The organism is Campylobacter sp. BCW_6468 (genome assembly GCF_001762865.1).
In the GTDB taxonomy this organism is placed as follows: Bacteria; Campylobacterota; Campylobacteria; order Campylobacterales; family Campylobacteraceae; genus Campylobacter_D; species Campylobacter_D jejuni.
Genome location: NZ_MJXQ01000042.1, coordinates 864 through 24,556 on the forward strand (window position 1 = coordinate 864; position 23,693 = coordinate 24,556).

Below are 23,693 nucleotides of genomic sequence, written 5' to 3' on the forward strand. Positions count from 1 at the left end.
TACGGTTTGAACTGATTCTTTAACGGCTTGATTGTCTTGTTCTAAGCCTCTTTTAGTAGCAAGGATGTTTTCGTTGATAATTTTACCCATTTTGCCTAATTCATCATTAGCTTTAATTTCAATTGTCTGAATTTCTATTTTTTCATGATTTAAAAAGCGAAAGAAATTTTCCAAAGACTTAAGTATAAGAGGAATTCTAGAGCCTATGATTTTTCTTATAAAAAAGTACACAACAGTCAAAATAGCAATTAGTGCTATTATAGCAACACTAATAATAGTATATTGTAGTTTATATAAAGGGGCTAAAACTGATTTTTTAGGAGCTGTTACAATTACACTCCAATGACTAGAATTACCTAAAGTGCTAAATGAAGAGATACTAGCATAACTAAGATCTCCTGTTGAGGCAATATAATTATCTAAGATTTCATCTTTATGGTTTTTAACCGCCTCAACAATTAATTGAGCAGATTGATCTTTGTTAATATCAAATAAAGTTTTTAAAATTCCATTTTTATTTTTATGAACAGCAATAATACCCTGATCGTTCATTAAGATTCTTAGATCCCCTTCAAAAAAGTCGAATTTTGGATCCAATATAATCTCGGAAATTTCTAGTAAATCTAGAGTATATCCTATAACTCCAATAAATTTACCCTTATTGTTAAAAATAGGCATACCGAAATTTATACCTAAAAATTCATTATTATCATAATTAAGTTTTCTAGGAGAACCTACAAAAACAGAGTCTTTATCTCCATATTTTGCATTTTGTTCGATATTTTGTATTAGATTTAATTGAGAGAAATTGTTTGGAGTTGAAATAGTAGTTATTCCACCAGATTTTTCTGCTATTTGATCAAAAAATATCATAGAAAAAGTTTTTCCATCTGGGCTAATATATTTTTTATCTACATTCTGCATATCACTTAATACAGTAGTATCTTTTAAATAGAGAAATGTATATGCTGCATAGTGACTACTATCAAAAGTATTTTTTATAAGACTTTCAATTAAATCGATATCTACATGATCATTATTTTGAAACATTTCATTTAACGATGTAGCAACTCCTTTGGTTAGTGTGACTTCTTCATTTAAGATACCTTGTATATAATTCACATATCTTTTTGAAGATAATAAAATAGTATTTCTGGCTTCTTTTTCTGAATATGAAGCAACTTGAAAAGAAACAATAGCAATTATAAGAGCTATAGCTACAATAATACTAATAGCAACTGATAATAAGAGTTTTGAACTAACGCTCGATAGTCTAAACATGAAAAACCTCACATAAATTTTTTACTAAAAATAAATTTCGTTAGCATATCAAAAAAAATAAAATTAATATAAAATTATTTTTTATAGATGTTTTAAAACTATTTAACAATATCAAATACATTTTAAGGTGTGATAAAATTCAGGATTATTAAAAGTTGGAGGAAAAGGAACGCTAGCTCTAAATTCTTTATAGGTATTACCCGGGAGTGTGTCTATGATTTCTATAGTATAAGAAACACTTGTATTTTGCATTTTAGCGTTACGGATATTTTTATCATTGAAAATTTCACCTCCTACTTGTTGTTGGTTTAATATGCTAAGTATCAAATAGCATTTTTTGATTTCAAATTTAGTAAGATTTTGAACTTTTCCATTTACTATAACGCTTTCATGTCTTAGATCTCTTGTATAGGTTAGTTTGCTAAGATCGGCTTGAGTGGTGAATTGATTGATTGTCAGAAAAATAGAATATATCAAAAGTGCGGTAAAAATAGTAGCTATGGTATAAGAAATCAAAGCCATTTCTTTCTGTTTGACTTTTAGAAAGATTAAAATACAAATCAAGGCAAAGCAAATAAGTAAAATGATAAAAACTATAATATGAAAAATTGTAAAATGCATTAAAAACACTCCGAAACTAAGCGTATGGTATAGTTATTTTCATAGTTAAAATTTTCAAAAGCAATTCTTTGAAATTGGGTTGCGTTTTTCTTTAGATCTTTAATTTCTCTACTTTTTTGTCTAAAAGGGATAAATTTCTTTTTATATTCTTCTATGATATTATCATTAGGTATTTTATCTGCAAAAATTTTAGCTGTAATTTTACATTCTTTAAAATTATTTTTTGAATTATTTGTAATGTTAAAATCAACAATTAAATCATTTGAGCTTTGTATCATTTTTTGATCTGTAATAGCGGTTTTTCGAGTTCTTACTTCATTGTCTATTAGTTTATACCCATAGATATAAACTAAAAAACAAATAATAATATCAAATGCAATAATAAAAAGTGCTGCTATAGGTCTATGGCGTAAAAATACGCAAAGAAGTAAAACACAAGTGAAGAGAAAAAAAACTAGTAAAATCAGCATATAATCTACTAAATATAAATGAGTAGTGTAAAAAAGCACAATTTCTCTTAGTTTCTCCACTTGTATATCCTTTAGTTCATGTTGGCAGCACTTTGCTTTTTAGTATCTTTAGTATCAACCCAAATGTTTGGCACTGCTCCACCTGGAGTTAAGAAAATTTTAGCATCTTGATTGACTTTTAAAGCTTCATTAAATTCTTTTTGAGTTTCAATTTGTTTTAAATTTAGCAAAGGAGTGTTTAGGCTGTTTGCGATTTCTTTATTAGAATAAGCTTGTGCATCTGCTTCTATCTTAACAGCCATAGCTTTACCTTTGGCACTGATTATAGTTGCATTTGCTTCCCCTTCAGCTAAGGCAGCTTTTTTTAAGGCTTCTTGATTAGCTCTTTCTACTTCATACTTGGTTCTTTCAGCTTCTTGTTTTGCAATTTGTACGCGTTCGATTTGTTCTTTTACTTTTGAAGGTAAAATAATTTCTCTAAGTTGTACAGCGCGAAGTTCTACAGGTTCGTTTGGTTGGGCTTCTATGGTTTTTCTTATACCTTCTTCTATTTGAGTAGCTATTGTATTACGATTAGTAGGAAGTTCTTCGGCTGTGTATTTTCCTACAACACTTCGCACTACATCACGAACAACTGGATCGATAATTTTATTTTCCCAATTTAAGCTCCAAGTAGCTATGGTTTGAGGAACTTGCAAAGGATTTAAGCGGTATTGTACTGTAACATCAATAGATACAGGCAATCCACGAGAGTCAAGTACAGAAATGCTATTTTTATTAATAACACCTGAACCTGAAGATAAATTTTCATTACTTCCCTCTATAGAAGCATAGTTGATTTGTCTTACTCTAGTATCGATTATGGTTATTTTTTGTATAAAAGGTAAGAAAAAGTGAAGTCCTGGTTCTAATGGATTTGGGTCATATTTACCTGTTGTTGATTTAATCCCCATTTCCCCAGAATTTATCACCATAAAAGGTTTTGCAACGATTAAAAATAAGATAATAATAATCACCCCATAAATAAATGGAGAGAATTTCCCAAAACCTTTAAAATTAAATTCTGGTGCTTTGAAATTGAAATTTTGACGGTTGTTGTTTCCGTTATTGTTAGAATTTCCATTTTTTTTATTGAAATAATCATTCAAATCAGCTGGCATTTATTTCCTTTTTTAAATATAAGTTAGCATAGATGCATATTTTTCATTGCGTCCATAAACTACATCAAAATAAGCATCTTGAAGTTTTTTAGTTACAGATCCTCTTAAACCATTTCCTATTATTCTTGCATCAATGTTGTTAATAGGTGTGATTTCAGCGGCTGTTCCGGTAAAAAATGCTTCATCAGCAGTATAAACTTCATCTCTTGAAATTCTTTGGCGAAGCACAGTGATACCAAGATCGTGAGCGATTTTAAGCACTGTATCTTGAGTAATGCTTTTTAAAGAAAAATCATTTGGAGGTGTGATTAAAACCCCATCTTTTACAATAAAGAAACATTCTCCTGTTCCTTCTGCGATAAAACCTTCTTCATCAAGCATTAAAGCTTCTTCATAGCCTGCTTCAATAGCTTCAAATTTTGCAATTTGAGAGTTAAGGTAATTCGCGCTTGCTTTAGCTTTTCCCATGCATGATTTAACACTATTTCTTGCAAAAGACGAAATTTTTACTTTTATGCCTTTTTCTAAACCTTCTTCTCCAAGGTAAGCACCCCATTCCCAAGCCGCAATTCCAACTCTTATAGGAGCTTTTATATGATAAAGTCCCATAACTCCATCGCCTAAGAAAATCAAAGGGCGGATATAGACATTGCTTTTAAAGTTGTTTGCTTTTAAGAGTTCAATTTGTGCATTTTCAAGCTCTTTTTGGGAAAAAGGACAATTTAAAAGAGTAATTTTTGCAGACTCTAAAAGTCTTTTGGTGTGATCTTCAAGTCTGAAAATTGCCAAGCCTTTATCTGTTTTATAGGCTCTAGTTCCTTCAAAAACAGCATTGCCATAATGCAAAGAATGGGTTAAAAAGTGCAAAGTTGCATCTTTAAAATCAACTAATTTTCCATCCATCCAAATTTTATCTGCTGAGATCATTTTTTTACCTTTTATAGTTGTTTATTTCTTAAAAAATATTATTTTAAGAATAAATCGGGATTTTATCAAAAATATACTAACAATAAGCTTTTATTAAATTAAGGTTTTTTGTTAAAAAAAATATTAGGTATTTTTTGAAATAATTATGAAAAATTATCGTTAAAAAAGGAGAAATTATGCCATTAGTAAATATTAAATTAGCAAAGCCGTCTTTAAGCAAGGAGCAAAAAGCAGAACTTATAGCTGATATTACCAAACTTTTAAGCACGAAATATAATAAAAGTAAAGAAAGAGTTGTGGTGGTTTTAGAAGATGTAGAAAATTATGACATAGGCTTTGGCGGAGAAAGCGTTGAAGCTATTAAAGCAAAGGCAAGTAAATGAGTTTAAACATAGGAGATAAAGCGCCTCAGTTTGAGCTTTTAAATCAAGATGGGGTAAAAATAGCATTAAAAGATTTTATTGGCAAAAAGGTGATTTTGTATTTTTATCCAAAAGATAATACCCCAGGTTGCACTACAGAAGCTTGTGATTTTAGTGCAAATTATGATAAATTTGGTGGTAAAAATGCGGTGATTATTGGTATCAGTCCTGATAGCGTGGCAAGTCATGAAAAATTTATCTCTAAATTTGATTTAAAACATATTTTACTTAGCGATAGTGAAAAAGAAGTTGCTAAAGCTTATGGAGCTTGGGGGCTTAAGAAAAATTACGGAAAAGAATACGAAGGTCTTATTCGTTCTACTTTTGTTATCGATGAAACAGGTAAGATTGCTCAAATTTATAGTAATGTTCGTGTAAAAGATCATGCTTTAAAAGTGCTTGAAAGTCTTTAATGCTAGTACATATTTGTTGTAGCGTAGATAGTCATTATTTTATTGAAGAGCTTAGAAAAACTTATCCTAATGAAAAAATCATAGGATATTTTTATGATCCAAATATCCATCCTTTAAGCGAATACGAACTAAGATTTTTAGATGTAAAAAGATCTTGTGATAAACTTGGTATTAAGCTTTATAAAGGTGAGTATGAGTATGAAAAATGGCTTAATGCTGTGCGTGGTTATGAAGATGAGCCTGAAAAGGGTGCAAGGTGTGAAATTTGCTTTGATGTAAGAATGGGATCTAGTGTTAAATTTGCTGCTAAAATAGGAGAAAAAAAGCTTACTACTACGCTTTTAACCAGCCCTAAAAAAGATTTAGAACAGTTAAAAAATGCTTTACAAAAAGAATGTGAGCCTTATGGAGTAGAGTTTTTAGCTCCTGATTTTCGTAAAAATGGCGGCACTCAAAGACAGTTTGCTTTAGCAAAAAAGGAAATGCTTTATCATCAAAACTATTGCGGCTGCATTTATGGGCTTAAAAAACAAAAACAAGATAAGAATTTTATTGATGAATTAATGTCTCCTGTAAATAAGCAAATTTTACCTGCAAGTATAGAAGCAAGAATAGCTCTTTATAAAAAAGTAGTTTTATGGGAAAAAAAAGGTATAAAATTTGAAATTTTAAGAGAGAAATTTTTAAATTATCGTCTTTTAAGTGCTTTGATAAAATTAGATAAAAAGCCCGTTAAATCTCATATTTTATTTTATTCGCATTTTAAAAACGCTTATACAAGATTTTCTTTGGATGAGGAAAATTTAAAACAAAATTTAAAAGAAGGCTTTTATAGAAGTACTAAAGATGAAATAGTTTTAGTGGAATTTTGGCGTTTTAATGCATTTTTTAAAAACAAATGGAAAAATTTTGAAGATTTTTTAAAAAGACCTTTAAGTGTTCAAGCAGAAATTAAATGGCGTAATAAATTGTTTGGAACTTATAATCTTAGTCCTATTATCATCCTCGAAAATATTTTACCTTCAAGATATGAAGTGATAGCAAAAAGTGAAATTTATCATGATAATCAAGAGGTGCTTGTAAAAATTTAAGAAATTTATTAAGAAAAACTTTTTTTGTTAATATAATTTTTAATGATTTTTTTATATAATAAAATTTTTAATTGTTTTCAAGGTTAATTTAATAATGATAGATGTAATGCAAATTCAAGAAATCTTACCACACCGTTATCCTTTTTTACTGGTAGATAAAATTACAGAATTAAAAGTTAAAGAAGTGGTGCTAGGATATAAAAACATCAGTATAAGTGATCATGTTTTTATGGGACATTTTCCAGGGCATCCTATTTATCCTGGAGTTTTGATTTTAGAAGGTATGGCTCAAACAGGTGGAGTTTTAGCTTTTGAAAGTATGGAAGATAAAGTGGATCCAAAAAGTAAAGTAGTTTATTTCACAGGCATAGATGGAGCAAAATTTAGAAATCCTGTGCGTCCTGGAGATAGGCTTGATTATGAAATGAGCGTGGTTAAAAATCGTGGTAATATGTGGATTTTTAAAGGGCAAGCTTTTGTAGATGGAAATTTAGTTGCAGAGGCCGAGCTTAAAGCTATGATAGTGGATAAATAATGAAAAAAATTCATCCAAGTGCGGTGATTGAAGAGGGTGCACAACTTGGTGACGATGTTGTAGTAGAAGCTTATGCTTATGTAAGCAAAGATGCTAAAATAGGTAATAATGTTGTCATCAAACAAGGTGCTCGAATTCTTTCAGATACAACTATAGGTGATCATTCTCGTGTATTTTCTTATGCTATAGTAGGCGATATTCCTCAGGACATATCTTATAAAGAAGAGCAAAAAAGCGGTGTTGTTATAGGGAAAAATGCAACTATTAGAGAATTTGCAACGATAAATTCAGGTACAGCTAAAGGAGATGGTTTTACTCGTATAGGCGATAATGCTTTTATTATGGCTTATTGTCATATTGCTCATGATTGTCTTTTAGGTAATAATATTATTTTAGCTAATAATGCAACTTTGGCAGGACATGTAGAGCTTGGAGATTTTACGGTTGTAGGCGGGCTTACACCTATTCATCAATTTGTCAAAGTAGGTGAGGGTTGTATGATAGCAGGAGCAAGTGCACTTTCTCAGGATATAGTACCGTTTTGTTTAGCAGAAGGAAATCGTGCAAGTATTAGAAGTTTAAATTTAGTAGGTACTCGTCGTCGTTTTGATAAAGATGAAGTAGATAGACTTAGTAGAGCTTTTAAAACTTTATTTAGACAAGGAGATTTAAAAGAAAATGCTAAAAATTTGCTTGAAAATCAAGAAAGTGAAAATGTTAAAAAAATGTGCCATTTTATATTAGAAACAAAGCGTGGAATTCCTGTCTATAGGGGTAAAAATAATGCCTAGAAAATGTAGTTTTTGCAATGAAGTGGAGAATCCACAAAGAAGAATTTTAGCAAATGAAAATGATGATGCTTTTATTTGTGAATATTGCGTTGAAGGTGCTTATAGTATTATTTATGGAGAAGAAAAAGAATTTAAAGAACCTAAACAAAGTCATAATACAGAATTTAAAGATATCACTCCAAAAGAATTAAAAGCTTATTTAGATCGTTATGTCATAGGACAAGATAGAGCTAAAAAAGTTTTTAGTGTTGGAGTATACAATCATTATAAAAGACTTTTTAAAGCTGAACTTCAAGATGATGATACAGAGCTTTTTAAGTCAAATATTTTACTTGTTGGGCCAACAGGAAGTGGAAAAACTTTATTGGCGCAAACTTTAGCTAAATTTTTAGATGTACCTATAGCAATTTGTGATGCAACTTCTTTAACTGAAGCAGGATATGTAGGTGAGGATGTAGAAAATATTTTAACACGTCTTTTACAAGCTGCAGATGGAGATGTGCAAAGAGCTCAAAAAGGTATAGTTTTTATTGATGAGATTGATAAAATTGCCAGAATGAGTGAAAATCGTTCTATTACTCGTGATGTAAGTGGAGAGGGTGTGCAACAAGCTTTACTTAAGATTATCGAAGGAAGTTTGGTAAATATTCCACCAAAGGGGGGGAGAAAACATCCAAATCAAGAGTTTATACAAATTGACACTTCAAATATTTTATTTGTTTGTGGTGGAGCTTTTGATGGTTTGGAAACTATCTTAAAAAGAAAACTTGGAGATAAAGTTGTAGGTTTTTTTGATGATGCAAAAGAAGAAAATAAAGCTTTACTTGAGAAAATTGAACCTGATGATTTGGTGCATTTTGGTTTGATTCCTGAGCTTATAGGTCGTTTGCATGTGATTGCATCTTTAAATGAGCTTAATGAAGAAGATATGGTAAGAATTTTAACTGAACCTAAAAATGCCATTATTAAGCAATATCAAAAGCTTTTTGCTATTGATGGGGTAAATTTAAAATTTGAAGAAGATGCTCTAAGAGCTATCGCACAGCTTGCATTGGAGAGAAAAACAGGGGCTAGGGGGCTTAGAAGTATTATAGAAGAAATGATGGTAGATTTAATGTTTGAGTTACCAGAGTATAAAAACTATGATATTGTAATAACCAAAGAAGTTATTAAAGACAATGCAAAGGCATTATTAATAAAAAGAAAAATAAGTTAAAAAGGATAGAAATGATATTAGATCAACTTATAGGATTTTTTTCTAGTGATATGGGGATTGATTTAGGAACAGCTAATACGCTAGTTTTGGTAAAAGATAAGGGTATAGTGATAAACGAGCCTTCTGTTGTGGCAGTTGAAAGAGAAAGGTATGGTTCCAAAGCAAAAATTTTAGCCGTAGGTAAAGAAGCTAAAGATATGGTGGGAAAAACCCCAGGTAACATCGAAGCTATTCGTCCTATGAAAGATGGCGTGATTGCAGATTTTGATATGACTGAAAAAATGATCCGCTATTTTATAGAAAAAACACATCGTAGAAAAAGTTTTTTACGCCCTAGAATTATTATTTCTGTTCCTTATGGTTTAACTCAAGTAGAAAGAAAAGCGGTAAGAGAAAGTGCTTTAAGTGCAGGTGCAAGAGAGGTATTTTTGATCGAAGAGCCTATGGCAGCAGCTATTGGTGCAAGTTTACCTATACAAGAACCTAAAGGAAATTTGGTAGTAGATATAGGGGGTGGAACTACTGAGATCGGAGTGATTTCTTTGGGTGGACTTGTGATTTCAAAGTCTATTCGTACAGCTGGAGATAAGCTTGATATGAGTATAGTTAATTATGTAAAAGAAAAATACAATCTTATCATAGGTGAAAGAACAGGCGAAGAGATCAAAATCACCATAGGTTCAGCAATACAACTTCCAAAAGAACTTTCTATGGTGGTAAAAGGACGCGATCAAGTAAGTGGACTTTTAAGTCGTATTGAACTTACAAGTGAAGATGTAAGAGAAGCAATGCGTGAGTATTTAAAAGAAATTGCTGATGCTTTAAAAATGGTTCTTGAAATGATGCCGCCTGATTTAGCAAGTGATATAGTAGAAAATGGTGTAGTTTTAACAGGTGGTGGAGCATTGATTCGTGGTTTTGATAAATACTTAAGTGAAATTGTACGTTTGCCAGTTTATATCGCAGATGAACCGCTTTTAGCTGTAGCAAAAGGAACGGGTAAAGCTTTAGAGGAAATTTCATTATTGCAACAATTAACCAATGAAGAATAAGATTTTTTATGTTCTTGTCTTAGCCTTTTTGGTTTTTATATCTTTTTATTATGGAGGACTTATCAAGCAAAATGTTCTCCGTGTTAATGATTTTGTTATAGGTAATTTTTATAATATTAAAGATTATTTGGGAAAAAAAATTTCAGAACACTTTAATCAAGCAAATCAAATTCAGCAACTAAAAGCTAGAAATAAAGAATTAGAAGATATTGCTGTAAAGGTAACTAGTTTTGCAAATCAATTAAATCGTATTTTAGAGGATCAAAATTCTACAAAATATTTACCTCAAGTTTCTTTAACTAGAGTTATTTCTTATGTTCAATTGAATGATTATAAAAAATTATGGTTAGATTGGAGCAAAATTCCCGTTGGTAAAAACCGTGGTTTGATATATCAAGGATATACTGCAGGTATAGCTATTAATAAAAATGGTAGAGCAATGGCTCTCTTACAAGGTGATGATCAGTGTGTTTTTTCTGTTTATATAGGAAAATCCAAAGCTCCAGGTTTAATCCAGGGTGAAGATGGCAGGATTGTGGTTAAATTTATTCCAAAATGGGCAAAAATTAATACCGGAGATGAAATTTTAACAAGTGGACTTGATAATATTTTCTTTTCAGATATACCTGTTGGTATTGTGAATAGAGTTAATGATGAAGATATGTATCAAAGTGTAGAAGTAAAGCCTTATGTTAAGATTAGTATTCCTGCTTATTTATATGTAGTAGATAATTTATAAGTCAAGGATTAGACTTTTTAAAAATTTTCTATATTTTTGCTAATTATTATAACTTTGTTTAATGCTAAAAATTTTGTTAAATTATCAAATAAATGTTTATAATTGAATGAGAATTTTATAAAAAATCTTAAATTTCTTTATGTATTATTTCCTAGATTAAAAGCAGAGTGTTTATTTTTTAAAATTATATCGATAATTTCAAAGTTTATAAAACTAATTTTTGTTATAATCAGCCCAAATTTATGCTCTTAGGAAAATTTATGCCAAAACGAACAGATATTAAAAGCATTTTACTTATAGGAAGTGGTCCTATTGTGATAGGACAAGCTTGTGAATTTGATTATTCTGGAACTCAAGCCGCAAAGACTTTAAAAGAATTAGGATATCGTGTAGTATTAATCAACTCAAATCCTGCAACCATCATGACAGATCCCGAATTTGCAGATGCGACTTATATAGAACCCATAACAAAAGAAAGTATTTTAAGTATTATTAAAAAAGAAAAAATTGATGCAATTTTGCCAACTATGGGTGGACAAGTAGCGTTAAATGTTGCTATGGAAGTTTATGAAAGCGGACTTTTAGGAGATGTGAAATTTTTAGGCGCAAATCCTGAGGCGATTAAAAAAGGCGAAGATCGTCAGGTTTTTAAAGAATGTATGAAAAAAATTGGCATGGATTTGCCAAAATCGATGTATGCGTATAATTATGACGAAGCTTTAAAAGCCGTAGATGAAATCGGCTTTCCTTTGATGATCCGTGCTTCTTATACTTTAGGGGGTGCTGGAAGTGGTGTGGTTTACAATATGGACGAATTTAAAGAACTTACCAATACTGCTTTAGCTTTATCACCTATTCATGAAATTTTGATTGAAGAAAGTTTGTTAGGTTGGAAAGAATATGAAATGGAAGTTATACGCGATAGAGCGGATAATTGTATCATAGTTTGTAGCATAGAAAATATCGATCCTATGGGAGTTCATACAGGAGATAGTATTACAATAGCTCCAGCATTAACTTTGACAGATAAAGAATATCAAGTTATGCGTAATGCTTCTTTTGCTATTTTGCGTGAAATTGGTGTAGATACAGGCGGAAGTAATGTGCAATTTGCTATCAACCCAAAAAATGGAAGAATGATAGTTATAGAAATGAATCCAAGAGTTTCAAGATCAAGTGCTTTAGCTTCTAAGGCAACGGGTTATCCTATAGCAAAGGTTGCGACACTTTTGGCAGTAGGTTTTAGCTTAGATGAGATTAAAAATGATATTACAGGAACTCCTGCATCTTTCGAGCCTGTGATTGATTATATTGTAACAAAAATTCCTTGCTTTACCTTTGAAAAATTTCCAGGAGCAAATACAACTTTAGGTACAGCTATGAAAAGTGTGGGTGAGGTAATGGCTATAGGACGCACTTTTAAAGAAAGTATACAAAAAGCACTTTGTTCGCTTGAGCGTTCTTTAAGTGGTTTTGATAGGGTAAAATTTGAAGATAGAAATGATCTTGTTTTTAAAATTCGCAATGCCAATGAAAAGCGTTTACTTTATGTTGCTCAAGCTTTTAGGGAAGGTTTTAGCGTAGAAGAACTTTATGAGCTTTGTAAAATAGATCCTTGGTTTTTAACACAGATTAAAGAAATTGTAGATTTTGAAGAACAAATTGATATGGATATTTTAAACAATAAGGCTCTTTTGAGAAAAGCAAAAACTATGGGCTTTTCAGATAAAATGATAGCCTTGCTTGTAAATTTGAAAGATAATTTAGAATTAAGCCAAAATGATATTTATTATGCAAGAATGAAGCAAAAAATCATCGCAGAATTTAGTGAAGTGGATACTTGTGCGGGTGAATTTGAAGCCTTAACTCCTTATCTTTATTCAAGTATCAATGTAAGCGAACTCACTCAAAGTAAAAACGATGCTAAGGATAAAAAAGAAAAAAAAGTGATGATTATAGGTGGGGGGCCAAACCGTATAGGACAAGGTATAGAATTTGACTATGCTTGCGTACATGCTTCTTTTGCGCTTAAAGATATGGGTATTAAAACTATTATGTATAATTGTAATCCTGAAACCGTTTCGACTGACTATGATACAAGTGATATTTTGTATTTCGAGCCTATTGATTTCGAACATTTAAGAGCGGTGATTGAGCGTGAAAAACCTGATGGAGTGATTGTGCATTTTGGTGGACAAACTCCTTTGAAATTTGCTAAGCGTTTAAGTGCTTTTGGAGCTAAGATTATAGGTACTAGCGCAAGAGTAATTGATATGGCAGAAGATAGAAAGAAATTTGCCGAATTTATTACAAAGCTAGGTATCAATCAGCCAAAAAATTCTACTGCAACAAGCGTAGAAGAAGCGGTTCTTAAGGCTAGTGATATAGGGTATCCTGTGCTTGTAAGACCAAGTTATGTTTTAGGTGGGCGTGCGATGCGCGTGGTAAATGATGAGGCTGAACTTAGACTCTATATGCAAGAAGCTGTGGATGTAAGCGATAAAAGCCCTGTTTTGATCGATCAGTTTTTAGACAATGCTACAGAAATTGATGTTGATGCGATTTGTGATGGCAAAGATGTTTATGTTGCAGGAATTATGGAGCACATAGAAGAAGCAGGAATTCATTCGGGTGACAGTGCTTGTTCTTTGCCGCCTTGCAATATCGATGAAAAAATGCAAGAATTTATTGCACAAAAAACCGCAGATATTGCTTTAAATTTGGGAGTTGTAGGACTTTTAAATATACAATTTGCTTTACATAATAATGAGCTTTATATGATAGAGGTAAATCCTAGAGCTAGTCGTACCATACCTTTTGTTAGTAAAGCTACGGGTATTCCTTTAGCAAAAGTGGCAACGCGTGTGATGTGGCAAGGAAATTTAAAAGAAGCTTTAAAATTTTATGATACTTTTAAAGTGGTTAATTTTGATACTAAAATTTTACGCCCTAAAACTCCAAAATATATGAGCGTGAAAGAAGCAGTATTTCCATTTGCAAAACTTAGTGGAAGTGATTTAGAATTAGGTCCTGAAATGCGTTCAACGGGTGAAGTTATGGGTATAAGCAAGGATTTTGCAAATTCTTATGCGAAAAGTCAAATTGCATCGTTTAATCATCTTCCAGAGCAAGGCGTGGTATTTATCTCCTTAAAAGATAAGGATAAAAAATATACCAAAAAAATCGCTGCAGAATATGTAAAGCTTGGCTTTAAGCTTATGGCAACAGGGGGAACTTGCAAGGAAATTTTAGAAAGTGGTTTTGAGTGCGAACTTGTACATAAAATTTCAGAAGGACGCCCCAATGTTGAAGATAAATTGAAAAATGGAGAAATTCACTTAGTTATCAATACAAGCGATAGTCACAGTTTTAAAGGCGATACGAAAAAAATTCGTGAAAATATTATTCGTTTTAAAATACCTTATTTTACAAATTTACGATCAGCTTTAGCAGGTGCAAAATCGATTAAAGCTATACAGAGTAAATCTTGCCTAGATGTAAAGAGTTTGCAAGAGTGGCTTAAATCTTGATTTATTTAGCTCAAACAGATACTACGGTAGGATTTTTAAGTAAAAATTTAGAAGAGATTAATGCTTTAAAAGGTAGAGATAAAAATCAGCCTTGCTTAATCACTTCTGCGAAATTTTGCGAGTTAAAAAGTTTAGCAAGAATTCCAAAATCTTTTAAAAATTTAGTACGTCGTTCTAAAAAAACAACTTTTATTTATCCCAATAATCAGGCCATTCGTATTGTGAAAGAGTGTAAACATGCGAATTTTTTAAGTAAAAATGGCTATTTTTATTCATCTTCGGCAAACAAGCATGGAAAAGAATTTGATGAAGAATGGGCTAGAAGTGTTGCCGATATAATACTTGATGAGAAATTTTTCGAAAATATCCCATCAAAAATATTAAAACTTTCAAAGAATAAAATGATAAAAATACGTTAATTAAAGAGCTTTTAAAATATCTTCAAAAGCAATACAAAATTGCTCTAGGCCATCACTTAATAAGTCATTGCAAGCTTTTTCTCGTTCATTTTGAGAAATGATTTGATTAAGTTCTGTATAAATTTCAAAATTCATTAAAGGTTTTTTAAAATGCATTTTTCTTTTAAATGCCTCTATTGCATCAAGAGGAGCAGTATTAACAGAATTCTCAAAAAGAAGTTCTTTGATATAATAGTCTTTTGGCAGATCATCTCCTTTAACTCCGGTGCTTGCAAACAAGGCGCGAATATTAGGTTCATTTTTTGAGTAGATATTGTTATAAGCTAAATTTGCATTTAAAATTCCAATACGATTTTGCTCCTTAGCCTTAGGATTTAAAAGTCTATCAAAACGACTTACAAAAATACTTATAACAGCTTGTGGTGTTCTAGTGTTTTGTTCTTTTAAGGCTATATTGTTTTTTCTAAATTCGACTAAACCTGCATTTAAAGCTTCAAAACATTTTTGACTTTGTTCAAGAGAAAAAATTAAGGTAGCATTGACGCTAATACCATTTTTCATAAGTTCATACATTACTTCATAAGAAGCTTTTGTAGCTGGTATTTTAATCATTACATTTTCTTTGCCAATAGTACTGTAAAGTCTTTTAGCTTCGCCTAAACTAAGAGTCGTGTTATCATGAAGTCTTGGATCTATTTCAATACTTATAAATCCATCATTTTTTTGATAAAAAAGAGGAGCTAATTTATCAGCTGCTTTTTGAATATCAGAAATTGCTAATTCTTCATAAATATCTTTTGTTTTTTTTTCTTTTAATTTAAGAATTTTATCTTTATAAATTGGAGAATTTAAAATAGCATTTTTAAAAATAGCAGGATTTGAAGTAGCGCCATTAATTCCATGTGATAATAAATTTAAAAATTCATTATCTAAAAAACTATTTTCTATAAAATCACACCAAAGAGAAAAATTTTTCATTATATTACCTTTATTATTTCTTTTAAGTCTTTTATATCTATGCAAATATCAGCTTGAGAACGTAAAATTTCTTTAGCACAAAATGCAATCTTTAATCCACTTTCGTTAAACATTGCCAAATCATTTGCCCCATCGCCAACACACATCACTTCATCTGTTTTCAAATTTAAAAAGCTTTTTAATCGTTGTAGCATTAAGCCTTTTGAATTTGAAAACATCATTTCCCCACCAACTAGCCCTGTTAAAATGTCATTTTTATGATGCAGATAATTTGCAAAACCGAGGTTAATTCCAAGTTTTTGCATAGCAGGATTTATGCCTTCATGAAAACCACCGCTAAAAATAACAATTTGTATATTTTTAGATTTTAAATATTGGATAAGTTCATGTGCTCCACGCATTAGTGGAAGTGTGCTACTTAATTCTAAAACTTTTTTATAAGACATACCTTTTAAAAAGCTTACTCGTTTTTGAAGACTTTCGAAAAAATCAAGTTCTCCAGTCATAGCATGGCGGGTAATTTCGCTTGTTTGATTACCCTTGCCATGCGCTGTAGCTAAAATATCAATGGTTTCACCATCCATTAAAGTAGCATCAAAGTCAAAAACACAAAGTTTAATCATTAAAATTCGCGCTTAAGCAAAGCTTCTACTTTGAGTATAGTTAAGATATTTTCATCTCTTTTTCCTATACCATAAATCATACCTTTGTCTTTAACTAAAGTTTCAGGTGGTGGATCGATTCTGTTTCTGTGAATTTTAATTGCTTCAGTTAATCTATCTATAACAAAACCAGCATTTCCTCCAACTCCAGTTCCATTTGTCTCACCTCTTAAAACAATATATCTTGTTTGAGGTGTCATTTTAGAACTTCCTAAATGAAAGCGTTGAGCTAGATCAATGAGCGGCATAACATTACCACGCATATTAAAAACCCCTAGAACATAATCAGGTACACTAGGAACTCTAGTATATTCTATAGGTTTGATGATTTCTTGTATATTAAGAATTGGAATCGCATATTCCTCATCTCCAACTACAAAGCCAACAAGTTGGATGATATCATCTTCTCTTTGATCGACATCAGGACCAGCCATCTGAGTTTGCTGTTTTTGCAAAATTTGCTCTAATTTTTCATTACTCATATTCTTATCCTAGTTTCAAATTTTTTCTAACCACATTTTCCAAGTATTCTGGAGAATAAGGTTTAGTGATATATTCAGTCATACCCACTTCAACACCTCTTAAACGGTCAGTTTTACTTGTTCTTGAAGTAACTGCTATCAATGGTAAGTTGCGATATTTAGAATACTTTCTAATTTCACCAGCTAAGGTGTATCCATCCATTCTTGGCATTTCGATATCTATAAGCATTGCATCAATATCATGTTCGCCAGATTTTATAATATTCAATGCTTCAACACCATTTGTTGCTTCGATTAAACTAACTCCTAGCGGTTCTAAAGCTTTTTGCATTAAAGTTCTATCCATTTTAGAATCATCTACAATTAAGACTTTATAATCACTTGGTTGTTCTTTAGGTTTTTTCGCACTTGATTCTAATTGCGCTTTAATATCAACTTTAATTTCTTTGGCCATATCCATCATAGCGCCTACATCAATGATTAATGTCACCCTACCATCACCACGGATTGTAGCTCCTGCTATACCTTGGATATTTTGTAAATAATCACCCATGGATTTAATAACTATTTCTTCTTGTCCTACAAGAGTATCTACTATAATACCAAGCTTGCTTTCTGCTACCCCTATAACAACGACATAAGTTTGATCACCGCTTTCAAGGACTTGTTTAACTCCAAATACATCTGAAAGTCTCACAAGAGAAAGCACTTCATCTCTTAAGCGTAATACATTTTTACCTTCGATAGTATAGATATCATCGATTGGCACTCTAACTGTTTCAAGAACGCTTGCAAGTGGAATTGCATAGAATTCCTCTTGAGTTCCTACAAGTAAAGATTGAATGATTGCCAAGGTAAGAGGAATTTTAAGTTTAAATGAACTTCCTTTACCCAACTCACTATCAATTTCAATTACCCCATTAAGTTTTTCGATGTTGGTTTTAACAACATCCATTCCTACGCCACGACCTGAAACATTTGTTACTTTAGCCGCAGTTGAAAAACCAGGCTTGAAAATCAAAGCAAAAGCTTCTTTGTCTGTCATTTGATCTGCTTCTCTTTCGGTAATCAAATTTTTCTCTATAGCTTTTGCTTTTAAGCCATTTGGATCAAGTCCTTTACCGTCATCTGTAATTTCTACAACGATGTGATTGCCCTCATTATAAGCTTTAAGTTGGACTATACCTTTTTCAGGTTTTCCATTCGCTGCACGAGTTGCTGGATCCTCAACACCATGATCACATGAATTTCTAATCATATGCATGATAGGATCGCCAATTTCCTCTACGATAGATTTATCAAGTTCAGTTTCTTCACCTGTAATTTCAAGTTCTATTTGCTTTCCTAATTCACGACTTAAATCACGAACAACTCTTGGGAATTTATTGAAAACTTTTGCTATAGGTTGCATTCTTGTTTTCATCACAGCAAGCTGAACATCAGTTGTAATAATACTTAATTGACTTACAACCTGATTAAGTTCTTCAAGGAATTTTTCTCCTTCATAACGCTCTTCAACATCATCGTAAATTTTAAGCAAACGGTTTTTGCCTAAAACAAGCTCCCCAATTAGATTCATTAAGTGATCTAATCTTTTTACCTCCACGCGTATGGTTTGATCCATACTGCTAGCATTACTACCTGAAGCAGGAACTTTTTTCTCTCCACTTTCCGTAGGTTTATTTGCTGCATTGTTAGTCGGTTTAGGTGCCGCATTTGTTGTTTGTTTCTTTTGTGCGCGACGAGCTTGATCTTCAGCTTTTCTAACTTTTAAAAGTCTTTCTATTTCAGCTTCAACTTCAGAATCACTTAATTGATTAACATCTACTTCAGGTTCTGGAGTAGCTATTTCTTGTTTTGGTGCTTCTAGTTCTGCTTGTGGAGTAGATTTTTCATTTGAATCTGTTGCCACAACAGGAGACTCTCCCTCTGAAATAGCTGTTAATCTTGCGCAAATTGGTTCTATATCCATACCAATAGCAGTATCGTTGCCATTATCACGAATGGAATTAAGTAAAGTTTTCATTCTATCAATAGACTCTAAAACCACATCCATGATATCTGGAGTTATTTTTAACTCGCCATGTCTTGCTTTGTTTAAAACATCCTCCATGTGGTGAGTTAACTTTGTTAAAACATCAAAATTTAAGAAGCTTGATGATCCTTTAACCGTATGTGCAACACGGAAAATTCTATTTAATAATTCTAAATCTTCTGGATTTGATTCAAGCTCTACTAAATCATGGTCGATTTGCTCAACAAGCTCAAAAGCTTCAACCAAAAAGTCTTCAAGTATTTCTTGCATATCTTCCATATTTTACCCCTGTTCTTGAGATTGATGTTTTTTAATAACCTTTGCAATTTCATTGAAGAAATCGCTAGCGTTAAATTTGACAAGATAGCCTTCTCCACCAGCTTCTTGAACACCTTTCTCATTCATAAATTCATTTGATAAAGATGAGTTAAAGACTATAGGAATATCTTTAAATCTTGGATCTTCTTTAATGCGTGCAGCAAAGTGGAAACCATCCATTTGTGGCATTTCGACATCGCTTACTATAATTTTTAAAGTATCGTTTAAACTTTCACCATAAATTTGGCTTAATTCTTCTAATTTGTTTATGCCCTCTACGCCGTCCTTAGCTTCAACAACTTGAAAGCCCATCTGTTGCATCATTTCTTTGACGCGTTTTCTAGCAGTCATGCTGTCATCAAGTATAAGTGCTGTTCCAGTAAATTTTTCTATTTTTCCAAAATCTATATCTGTTTTTGGAGCGTAAATTCCTAAATCTTCAACAACACTTTCAAGATCTAAAATTAGCAACACTTCATCATTTTCAATGCGTGTTACACCTGTAATTTTACCTTTATCTAAAGCACCTGATCCTGTAGAAAAAGTTGCTGGTTCTATATCTTTCCAGTTTATTCTACGAATTCTTTTTGCTTCGTGAACTATAAAACCAATAAGAATATTGCTAAATTCAGTAATAATAACTCTAGGTTTTAGCATAGTGCTTTCTGGCTCAGTGATTTGCATCCATTTGGCAAGATTGACTACAGGTATAACCACTCCACGAAGATCAAAGATACCTTCGATGTAATCAGGTACACCTGGAAGTTCTGTAAGGCTTGGGATTTTTATAATCTCCCTTACCTTAGAAACATTTACACCATAAATTCCTTCATAGACTTTATCGTGCCCTTGCTTAAAGATACGGAAATCGACAAGCTCCATTTCATTTGAACCCGTTTTCACGATATTTTCATCAAACATTTTGACCCCTCAATTTCTGTTCTCGAAATTTGATTTCTTGCTGATATTCTACTACAAAAAAACTTCTCTTATATGCAAAACTAGCTAAGTTAAGATATTTAATGTTTTCTTTGTTGATTTGATGATTTTGATGATAGTGTCCTTCACATACCCAAAATCCTAAATTTTCATATTTTTCATATCTTTTTTTCGCTAAATTTTCAAAATCTTTTATTTGATAAAAAAGGTTTTTTTTGTTTTGATTTTGAAGAATTTTATTTGAAATAAAATTACGAGTAATAATATTTAAAAAATTCAAAAATACAAGCAAATAATGATTTCTTAATGTTTTCAGAGTAAATTGTAAAAGAGGTGGTAAAAAAATATCTCCGTGAGCTAATTTTATAAAAGCATTATTTAAAACAAGATTATTACCTTTACTTGTATGCAAATTAAGCTTTATGGGCTGCTCTTGTAAGTTAAAAATTTTTACCCTTTTAAAAAAACAAGAAAGATTAAAATCATGATTGCCTTCTAAGTAGATAATTTCAATTTTTAAGGCCAATTCTTCTAAAAGTTCTATGTAAGGTTTAGCAAATTCATGTGTAGCAGAGATTTCGCCTATAAGCAAATCGAAAATATCACCCATAAGTATGAGTTGAGGGGTGGAAATTTTACCTTTTTTTAAGGCTTGTAAAAATTCCCAAAATCCCTTTCTTTGTTCATTTTCATGAGCATCTGCGATTAAAATCGCTCCATTTTGTAGTAAAATTTTTTATCCTTAAAATTTCAAAGGCTCATAATTTATAGAAAGGATTTCAAATTCACTTTCACCTTTTGGCAAACGCACTTTAAAATCATCTCCTTCTTTTTTTCCAAGCATAGCTTTTGCTATTGGAGATGCGATGGAAATATAACCCTTATCTAAATTTCCTTCGCAAATTCCTACTAGAGTATATTTGCTTTCTTTTTCTGTATCCAAATCCATGATCACAACACTTGAACCAAATTTCACACTATCGTGCTCATAGCTTGAAGGATCGATCACTTGAGCTCTTGCTAGCAAGTCACTAAGCTCTGCAATACGACTTTCTATCAAAGCTTGCTTTTCTCTTGCAGCATGGTATTCAGCATTTTCTTTCAAATCCCCATGACTTCTTGCTGTATCGATTTCTATTACAACGGCAGGGCGTTGATTGTCTTTTAAATCTTTTAATTCTGCGGCTAACTTATCATAGCCAAATTGACTCATTGGTTCTTTTTGCATGATTTATCCTTTTATATTTCGTTTAGGATTTTTGCTAAATTTTTAGCACTTCCAAATTGTAAATATTCTTTTAAAAAATCAACTTTAGCAAAAAATGCCTTATAATCATATTTATTGTAAGCTTCATATAAATTTAAAACATTGACTTTATCTTGTAAAAATTCAGGATTTAAAGCTTCTTTTCCAGCGAAATCACAAAAAATATTTGCAAGTCCTATATGTTTTAATTTTACAAAAAGTTTTGCGATAAAAATATCGATAGCCTTTGCCTTATAAGCAAGAACAAAAGGAGTTCCCACTAAAGCTGCTTCTAAAGTAGCTGTTCCACTACAAATAAAGGCAAAATCAGCTTTTTTAAGCACTTTTGGAGTGTTACTTTCTATCTTAAATTCGCTAATATCACCATAAATTTCTAATTTTTCAAGATTAAACGAGGGAACGCAAAGAATTTTTTCACCCTTAAATTTTTGAGAAAGTTCTTTAAAAATAGGCATTAAACGCTTAATTTCACTACGCCTTGAACCTGGTAAAAAGGCTATAGTTTTTTCATCATCTTTTTTTGAAAATGTATGATTAATGTCTTCTTGATTTTTAAATTCTTTTATTTCATCTAAAAGCGGATGGCCTATATAGGTGCTTTTGTTAAAAAACTGATTATCAAAGGGCAAAATAGAAGCTAAAATATCAAAATGACTTTCTATGATAGGTATGCGACCTTTTTTCCACGCCCAAACTTGAGGCAAGATATAATAAATGCGTGGAATTTTACTGCCTGCTTTTTTTAAAGCCTTAGCAAAAGGTATGTTAAAAGCGGGCGAATCTATACATAAAATCCCATTTATTTTTTGAGTAAAACTTAAATTTACAAGTTTTTTTATAGCTTCTTTTGCTTTAAAAATCAAAGGTAAAACTTCTATAAAACCCATAGCACTAAACTCATGTGAGCTATAAAGTGGTTTAGAATTTAAATCAAATTCTTTACATAAACTCTCATCATAAATTCCTACTAAATCAAATTCTTTATATTCATTTTTATAAGCTTTTAAAATTTCTTTTAAATGCAAATTTGCTGAAGGCTCTAAAGCACAAACTAAAAAGGTTTTCATTTTTACTCTTTCTTATTTCTTAAGGAAATATCACAACCGATTTTTTAATATTTTAATAGTTTTAATTTCATATTATCTTAACTTCATTATTTGATAAATTTATACTTGCTTAGTTTATATAATTAAAAAGGCAAGGCAAAATCATCGTTTTTTGATATAAAAGGAATTTGAGATATTTTTTCTTCAAGATTATCTAAAACAAGTTTTTGCATTTTGCCATTTAACGCTTTAAACCACTTATAAAATTTATCCAACTCTTCACATTTGATAGAACTAGGATATTGCTGTGTATGAAAATTATTTTTAATGATTATGTTTATAAGTTTAGAATTGTTTTCAATATACTCATTAAAAGAATTTCTTTGAATAACCTTATCAATTTCTCCTAGAATTTCATTTATATTAGCATTTAATACAGGCTCTCCTATAAAACAATCAATATAACCAATAATATAATTTGAAAAAATATTATAAATCGCTTTATCTTCTTGGCTAATTTTTAAATTAACAAAATTTTCTTTGTTTAACTCTCTCTTTATATCTGCAAAACTTTGGTAACGAAATTTTTTTTCTTTTTTAATCATTTTATTTAAAATATTAAAATATTCAAAATTATGTTTATTTTCTGCTAAGTTATTAATAAGTCTATAAACCAAATCACCTAAATAATAAATATCAGTTTGAATTGTATATTCCTTTTGAAAATACTCTTCTGGTAAAGTATCAACATCATTTCTATTTATAATTGAATTTAGGGTATCTTCGTTTTTACTTATATCAAAAACCTTTCCCAAACCAAAATCAATAACTTTAACTACCCCGTCAGCATCTATAAGAATATTCTTTTCTCTTATATCCCTATGTATAATGCCTTTTTCTTCTATATAGGCAAAGACCTCAATTAGTTGTATAAAAATAGAATTTAAATTCTCCAAGTTATTTTCATCATCAAAATACTCTTTAATATTTTTCCCTTGTATATACTCCATTATAATATAAGCTGTATAAATATTTTCATAAGGATAATAATTAAAAATTCTAACAATATTTTTATGATTTAACTTGTATAAAATTTTTATCTCATCTAAAAAATTTTTATAAAATCTTTTCTTATTATTTTCATCTAGTATATCATCTGGATCATATTTTTTTACAACAAAAAGCTCATCAATAAAAACATCTCTAATCAATAAAACCTTACCAAATGATCCTTCATCTAAGAAAGTAATTTTTTCATAATCTTTTTGCTTAATAAATTTAATAATTTCTTGGCCCATC

23 protein-coding genes and 1 pseudogene are annotated in these 23,693 nt (G+C 30.9%); 10 read left to right on the top strand and 14 right to left on the bottom strand.

Annotated elements, in window-relative coordinates; all coding sequences use genetic code 11:
- The 5 genes and pseudogenes from AJ889_RS09810 to ilvE form a co-directional block, all read right to left on the bottom strand.
- Positions 1-1,281: pseudogene (locus tag AJ889_RS09810) on the bottom strand (cache domain-containing protein); the annotation flags it as partial.
- 111 nt (positions 1,282-1,392) lie between these two features.
- Entirely contained in the window at positions 1,393-1,902 is a 510-nt protein-coding gene (locus tag AJ889_RS07780; protein WP_002867731.1) for a DUF2393 family protein, read from the bottom strand.
- Positions 1,902-2,432, bottom strand: a complete 531-nt coding sequence (locus AJ889_RS07785) for a DUF2393 domain-containing protein (protein ID WP_002868730.1) — start codon at positions 2,430-2,432, stop codon at positions 1,902-1,904. Before AJ889_RS07785 ends, AJ889_RS07780 begins: the two co-directional genes overlap by 1 nt.
- A gap of 11 nt (positions 2,433-2,443) precedes the next feature.
- Positions 2,444-3,532 carry a prohibitin family protein gene (locus tag AJ889_RS07790; RefSeq protein WP_002924112.1) on the bottom strand — a complete coding sequence of 363 codons (1,089 nt, stop codon included), beginning with the start codon at positions 3,530-3,532 and terminating at the stop codon, positions 2,444-2,446.
- A gap of 12 nt (positions 3,533-3,544) precedes the next feature.
- A complete protein-coding gene (ilvE, locus tag AJ889_RS07795; RefSeq protein WP_070293357.1) occupies positions 3,545-4,459 on the bottom strand; it encodes a branched-chain-amino-acid transaminase in 915 nt (304 codons plus the stop codon).
- A 176-nt stretch (positions 4,460-4,635) separates the two neighbouring features.
- Here ilvE and AJ889_RS07800 point away from each other — a divergent pair, with 176 nt between their 5' ends.
- From AJ889_RS07800 to AJ889_RS07845, 10 genes are all read left to right on the top strand, one after another.
- A complete protein-coding gene (locus AJ889_RS07800) occupies positions 4,636-4,842 on the top strand; it encodes a 4-oxalocrotonate tautomerase family protein (RefSeq protein WP_002860331.1) in 207 nt (68 codons plus the stop codon).
- Positions 4,839-5,294 carry a thioredoxin-dependent thiol peroxidase gene (bcp, locus tag AJ889_RS07805; RefSeq protein ID WP_002851665.1) on the top strand — a complete coding sequence of 152 codons (456 nt, stop codon included), beginning with the start codon at positions 4,839-4,841 and terminating at the stop codon, positions 5,292-5,294. Before AJ889_RS07800 ends, bcp begins: the two co-directional genes overlap by 4 nt.
- A complete protein-coding gene (locus tag AJ889_RS07810; RefSeq protein WP_032584783.1) occupies positions 5,294-6,385 on the top strand; it encodes an epoxyqueuosine reductase QueH in 1,092 nt (363 codons plus the stop codon). Before bcp ends, AJ889_RS07810 begins: the two co-directional genes overlap by 1 nt.
- 94 nt (positions 6,386-6,479) lie before the next feature.
- Positions 6,480-6,920 (top strand): 3-hydroxyacyl-ACP dehydratase FabZ, encoded by a 441-nt coding sequence (gene fabZ / locus AJ889_RS07815; RefSeq protein WP_002857452.1) that lies wholly within the window; start codon positions 6,480-6,482, stop codon positions 6,918-6,920.
- On the top strand, positions 6,920-7,711 hold the full coding sequence (lpxA, locus tag AJ889_RS07820) for an acyl-ACP--UDP-N-acetylglucosamine O-acyltransferase (protein ID WP_002859836.1): 792 nt from the start codon (positions 6,920-6,922) through the stop codon (positions 7,709-7,711). Before fabZ ends, lpxA begins: the two co-directional genes overlap by 1 nt.
- On the top strand, positions 7,704-8,927 hold the full coding sequence (gene clpX / locus AJ889_RS07825; RefSeq protein WP_070293359.1) for an ATP-dependent Clp protease ATP-binding subunit ClpX: 1,224 nt from the start codon (positions 7,704-7,706) through the stop codon (positions 8,925-8,927). The genes lpxA and clpX overlap by 8 nt, the downstream gene beginning before the upstream one ends.
- A gap of 11 nt (positions 8,928-8,938) precedes the next feature.
- A complete protein-coding gene (locus AJ889_RS07830; protein WP_002857495.1) occupies positions 8,939-9,979 on the top strand; it encodes a rod shape-determining protein in 1,041 nt (346 codons plus the stop codon).
- The gene (gene mreC / locus AJ889_RS07835; RefSeq protein ID WP_002859838.1) at positions 9,969-10,718 is read left to right on the top strand and encodes a rod shape-determining protein MreC; all 750 of its coding nucleotides are present in this window, start codon (positions 9,969-9,971) and stop codon (positions 10,716-10,718) included. Before AJ889_RS07830 ends, mreC begins: the two co-directional genes overlap by 11 nt.
- A 260-nt stretch (positions 10,719-10,978) precedes the next feature.
- The gene (gene carB, locus AJ889_RS07840) at positions 10,979-14,248 is read left to right on the top strand and encodes a carbamoyl-phosphate synthase large subunit (RefSeq protein WP_052775809.1); all 3,270 of its coding nucleotides are present in this window, start codon (positions 10,979-10,981) and stop codon (positions 14,246-14,248) included.
- Positions 14,245-14,667 carry a hypothetical protein gene (locus tag AJ889_RS07845; RefSeq protein WP_002851686.1) on the top strand — a complete coding sequence of 141 codons (423 nt, stop codon included), beginning with the start codon at positions 14,245-14,247 and terminating at the stop codon, positions 14,665-14,667. Before carB ends, AJ889_RS07845 begins: the two co-directional genes overlap by 4 nt.
- On the opposite strand, the gene AJ889_RS07850 is transcribed toward AJ889_RS07845, so the two are convergent.
- The 9 genes from AJ889_RS07850 to AJ889_RS07890 form a co-directional block, all read right to left on the bottom strand.
- Positions 14,668-15,645, bottom strand: a complete 978-nt coding sequence (locus AJ889_RS07850) for a transaldolase (RefSeq protein WP_032584777.1) — start codon at positions 15,643-15,645, stop codon at positions 14,668-14,670. It lies immediately after the preceding gene.
- On the bottom strand, positions 15,645-16,268 hold the full coding sequence (gene serB / locus AJ889_RS07855; protein ID WP_002851598.1) for a phosphoserine phosphatase SerB: 624 nt from the start codon (positions 16,266-16,268) through the stop codon (positions 15,645-15,647). Before serB ends, AJ889_RS07850 begins: the two co-directional genes overlap by 1 nt.
- Positions 16,268-16,789 carry a chemotaxis protein CheW gene (locus AJ889_RS07860; protein ID WP_002826355.1) on the bottom strand — a complete coding sequence of 174 codons (522 nt, stop codon included), beginning with the start codon at positions 16,787-16,789 and terminating at the stop codon, positions 16,268-16,270. The genes serB and AJ889_RS07860 overlap by 1 nt, the downstream gene beginning before the upstream one ends.
- A gap of 4 nt (positions 16,790-16,793) precedes the next feature.
- Positions 16,794-19,103 carry a chemotaxis protein CheW gene (locus AJ889_RS07865; RefSeq protein WP_002908715.1) on the bottom strand — a complete coding sequence of 770 codons (2,310 nt, stop codon included), beginning with the start codon at positions 19,101-19,103 and terminating at the stop codon, positions 16,794-16,796.
- A 3-nt stretch (positions 19,104-19,106) separates the two neighbouring features.
- Entirely contained in the window at positions 19,107-20,063 is a 957-nt protein-coding gene (locus AJ889_RS07870) for a chemotaxis protein (RefSeq protein WP_002851778.1), read from the bottom strand.
- Complete coding sequence (locus AJ889_RS07875) at positions 20,056-20,814, bottom strand: UDP-2,3-diacylglucosamine diphosphatase (RefSeq protein WP_323469532.1); 759 nt, start codon at positions 20,812-20,814, stop codon at positions 20,056-20,058. Before AJ889_RS07875 ends, AJ889_RS07870 begins: the two co-directional genes overlap by 8 nt.
- A 9-nt stretch (positions 20,815-20,823) precedes the next feature.
- Positions 20,824-21,309: a transcription elongation factor GreA gene (gene greA, locus AJ889_RS07880; protein WP_002858660.1), complete on the bottom strand. Its 486-nt coding sequence runs from the start codon at positions 21,307-21,309 to the stop codon at positions 20,824-20,826.
- 11 nt (positions 21,310-21,320) lie between these two features.
- Positions 21,321-22,415, bottom strand: a complete 1,095-nt coding sequence (lpxB, locus tag AJ889_RS07885) for a lipid-A-disaccharide synthase (RefSeq protein WP_002859842.1) — start codon at positions 22,413-22,415, stop codon at positions 21,321-21,323.
- Positions 22,416-22,537: 122 nt separating this feature from the next.
- On the bottom strand, positions 22,538-23,692 hold the full coding sequence (locus AJ889_RS07890) for a serine/threonine-protein kinase (RefSeq protein WP_002859843.1): 1,155 nt from the start codon (positions 23,690-23,692) through the stop codon (positions 22,538-22,540).
- Position 23,693 lies beyond the last annotated feature (1 nt).

What these genes read in the sequence shown, in the direction of transcription:
- AJ889_RS07780 (WP_002867731.1), bottom strand. Translation starts at nt 1,902, where the DNA reads ATGCATTTTACAATTTTTCATATTATAGTTTTTATCATTTTACTTATT.
- AJ889_RS07790 (WP_002924112.1), bottom strand. Translation starts at nt 3,532, where the DNA reads ATGCCAGCTGATTTGAATGATTATTTCAATAAAAAAAATGGAAATTCT.
- ilvE (WP_070293357.1), bottom strand. Translation starts at nt 4,459, where the DNA reads ATGATCTCAGCAGATAAAATTTGGATGGATGGAAAATTAGTTGATTTT.
- AJ889_RS07800 (WP_002860331.1), top strand. Translation starts at nt 4,636, where the DNA reads ATGCCATTAGTAAATATTAAATTAGCAAAGCCGTCTTTAAGCAAGGAG.
- bcp (WP_002851665.1), top strand. Translation starts at nt 4,839, where the DNA reads ATGAGTTTAAACATAGGAGATAAAGCGCCTCAGTTTGAGCTTTTAAAT.
- AJ889_RS07810 (WP_032584783.1), top strand. Translation starts at nt 5,294, where the DNA reads ATGCTAGTACATATTTGTTGTAGCGTAGATAGTCATTATTTTATTGAA.
- fabZ (WP_002857452.1), top strand. Translation starts at nt 6,480, where the DNA reads ATGATAGATGTAATGCAAATTCAAGAAATCTTACCACACCGTTATCCT.
- lpxA (WP_002859836.1), top strand. Translation starts at nt 6,920, where the DNA reads ATGAAAAAAATTCATCCAAGTGCGGTGATTGAAGAGGGTGCACAACTT.
- clpX (WP_070293359.1), top strand. Translation starts at nt 7,704, where the DNA reads ATGCCTAGAAAATGTAGTTTTTGCAATGAAGTGGAGAATCCACAAAGA.
- AJ889_RS07830 (WP_002857495.1), top strand. Translation starts at nt 8,939, where the DNA reads ATGATATTAGATCAACTTATAGGATTTTTTTCTAGTGATATGGGGATT.
- mreC (WP_002859838.1), top strand. Translation starts at nt 9,969, where the DNA reads ATGAAGAATAAGATTTTTTATGTTCTTGTCTTAGCCTTTTTGGTTTTT.
- carB (WP_052775809.1), top strand. Translation starts at nt 10,979, where the DNA reads ATGCCAAAACGAACAGATATTAAAAGCATTTTACTTATAGGAAGTGGT.
- AJ889_RS07850 (WP_032584777.1), bottom strand. Translation starts at nt 15,645, where the DNA reads ATGAAAAATTTTTCTCTTTGGTGTGATTTTATAGAAAATAGTTTTTTA.
- serB (WP_002851598.1), bottom strand. Translation starts at nt 16,268, where the DNA reads ATGATTAAACTTTGTGTTTTTGACTTTGATGCTACTTTAATGGATGGT.
- AJ889_RS07860 (WP_002826355.1), bottom strand. Translation starts at nt 16,789, where the DNA reads ATGAGTAATGAAAAATTAGAGCAAATTTTGCAAAAACAGCAAACTCAG.
- AJ889_RS07865 (WP_002908715.1), bottom strand. Translation starts at nt 19,103, where the DNA reads ATGGAAGATATGCAAGAAATACTTGAAGACTTTTTGGTTGAAGCTTTT.
- AJ889_RS07870 (WP_002851778.1), bottom strand. Translation starts at nt 20,063, where the DNA reads ATGTTTGATGAAAATATCGTGAAAACGGGTTCAAATGAAATGGAGCTT.
- greA (WP_002858660.1), bottom strand. Translation starts at nt 21,309, where the DNA reads ATGCAAAAAGAACCAATGAGTCAATTTGGCTATGATAAGTTAGCCGCA.
- lpxB (WP_002859842.1), bottom strand. Translation starts at nt 22,415, where the DNA reads ATGAAAACCTTTTTAGTTTGTGCTTTAGAGCCTTCAGCAAATTTGCAT.
- AJ889_RS07890 (WP_002859843.1), bottom strand. Translation starts at nt 23,692, where the DNA reads ATGGGCCAAGAAATTATTAAATTTATTAAGCAAAAAGATTATGAAAAA.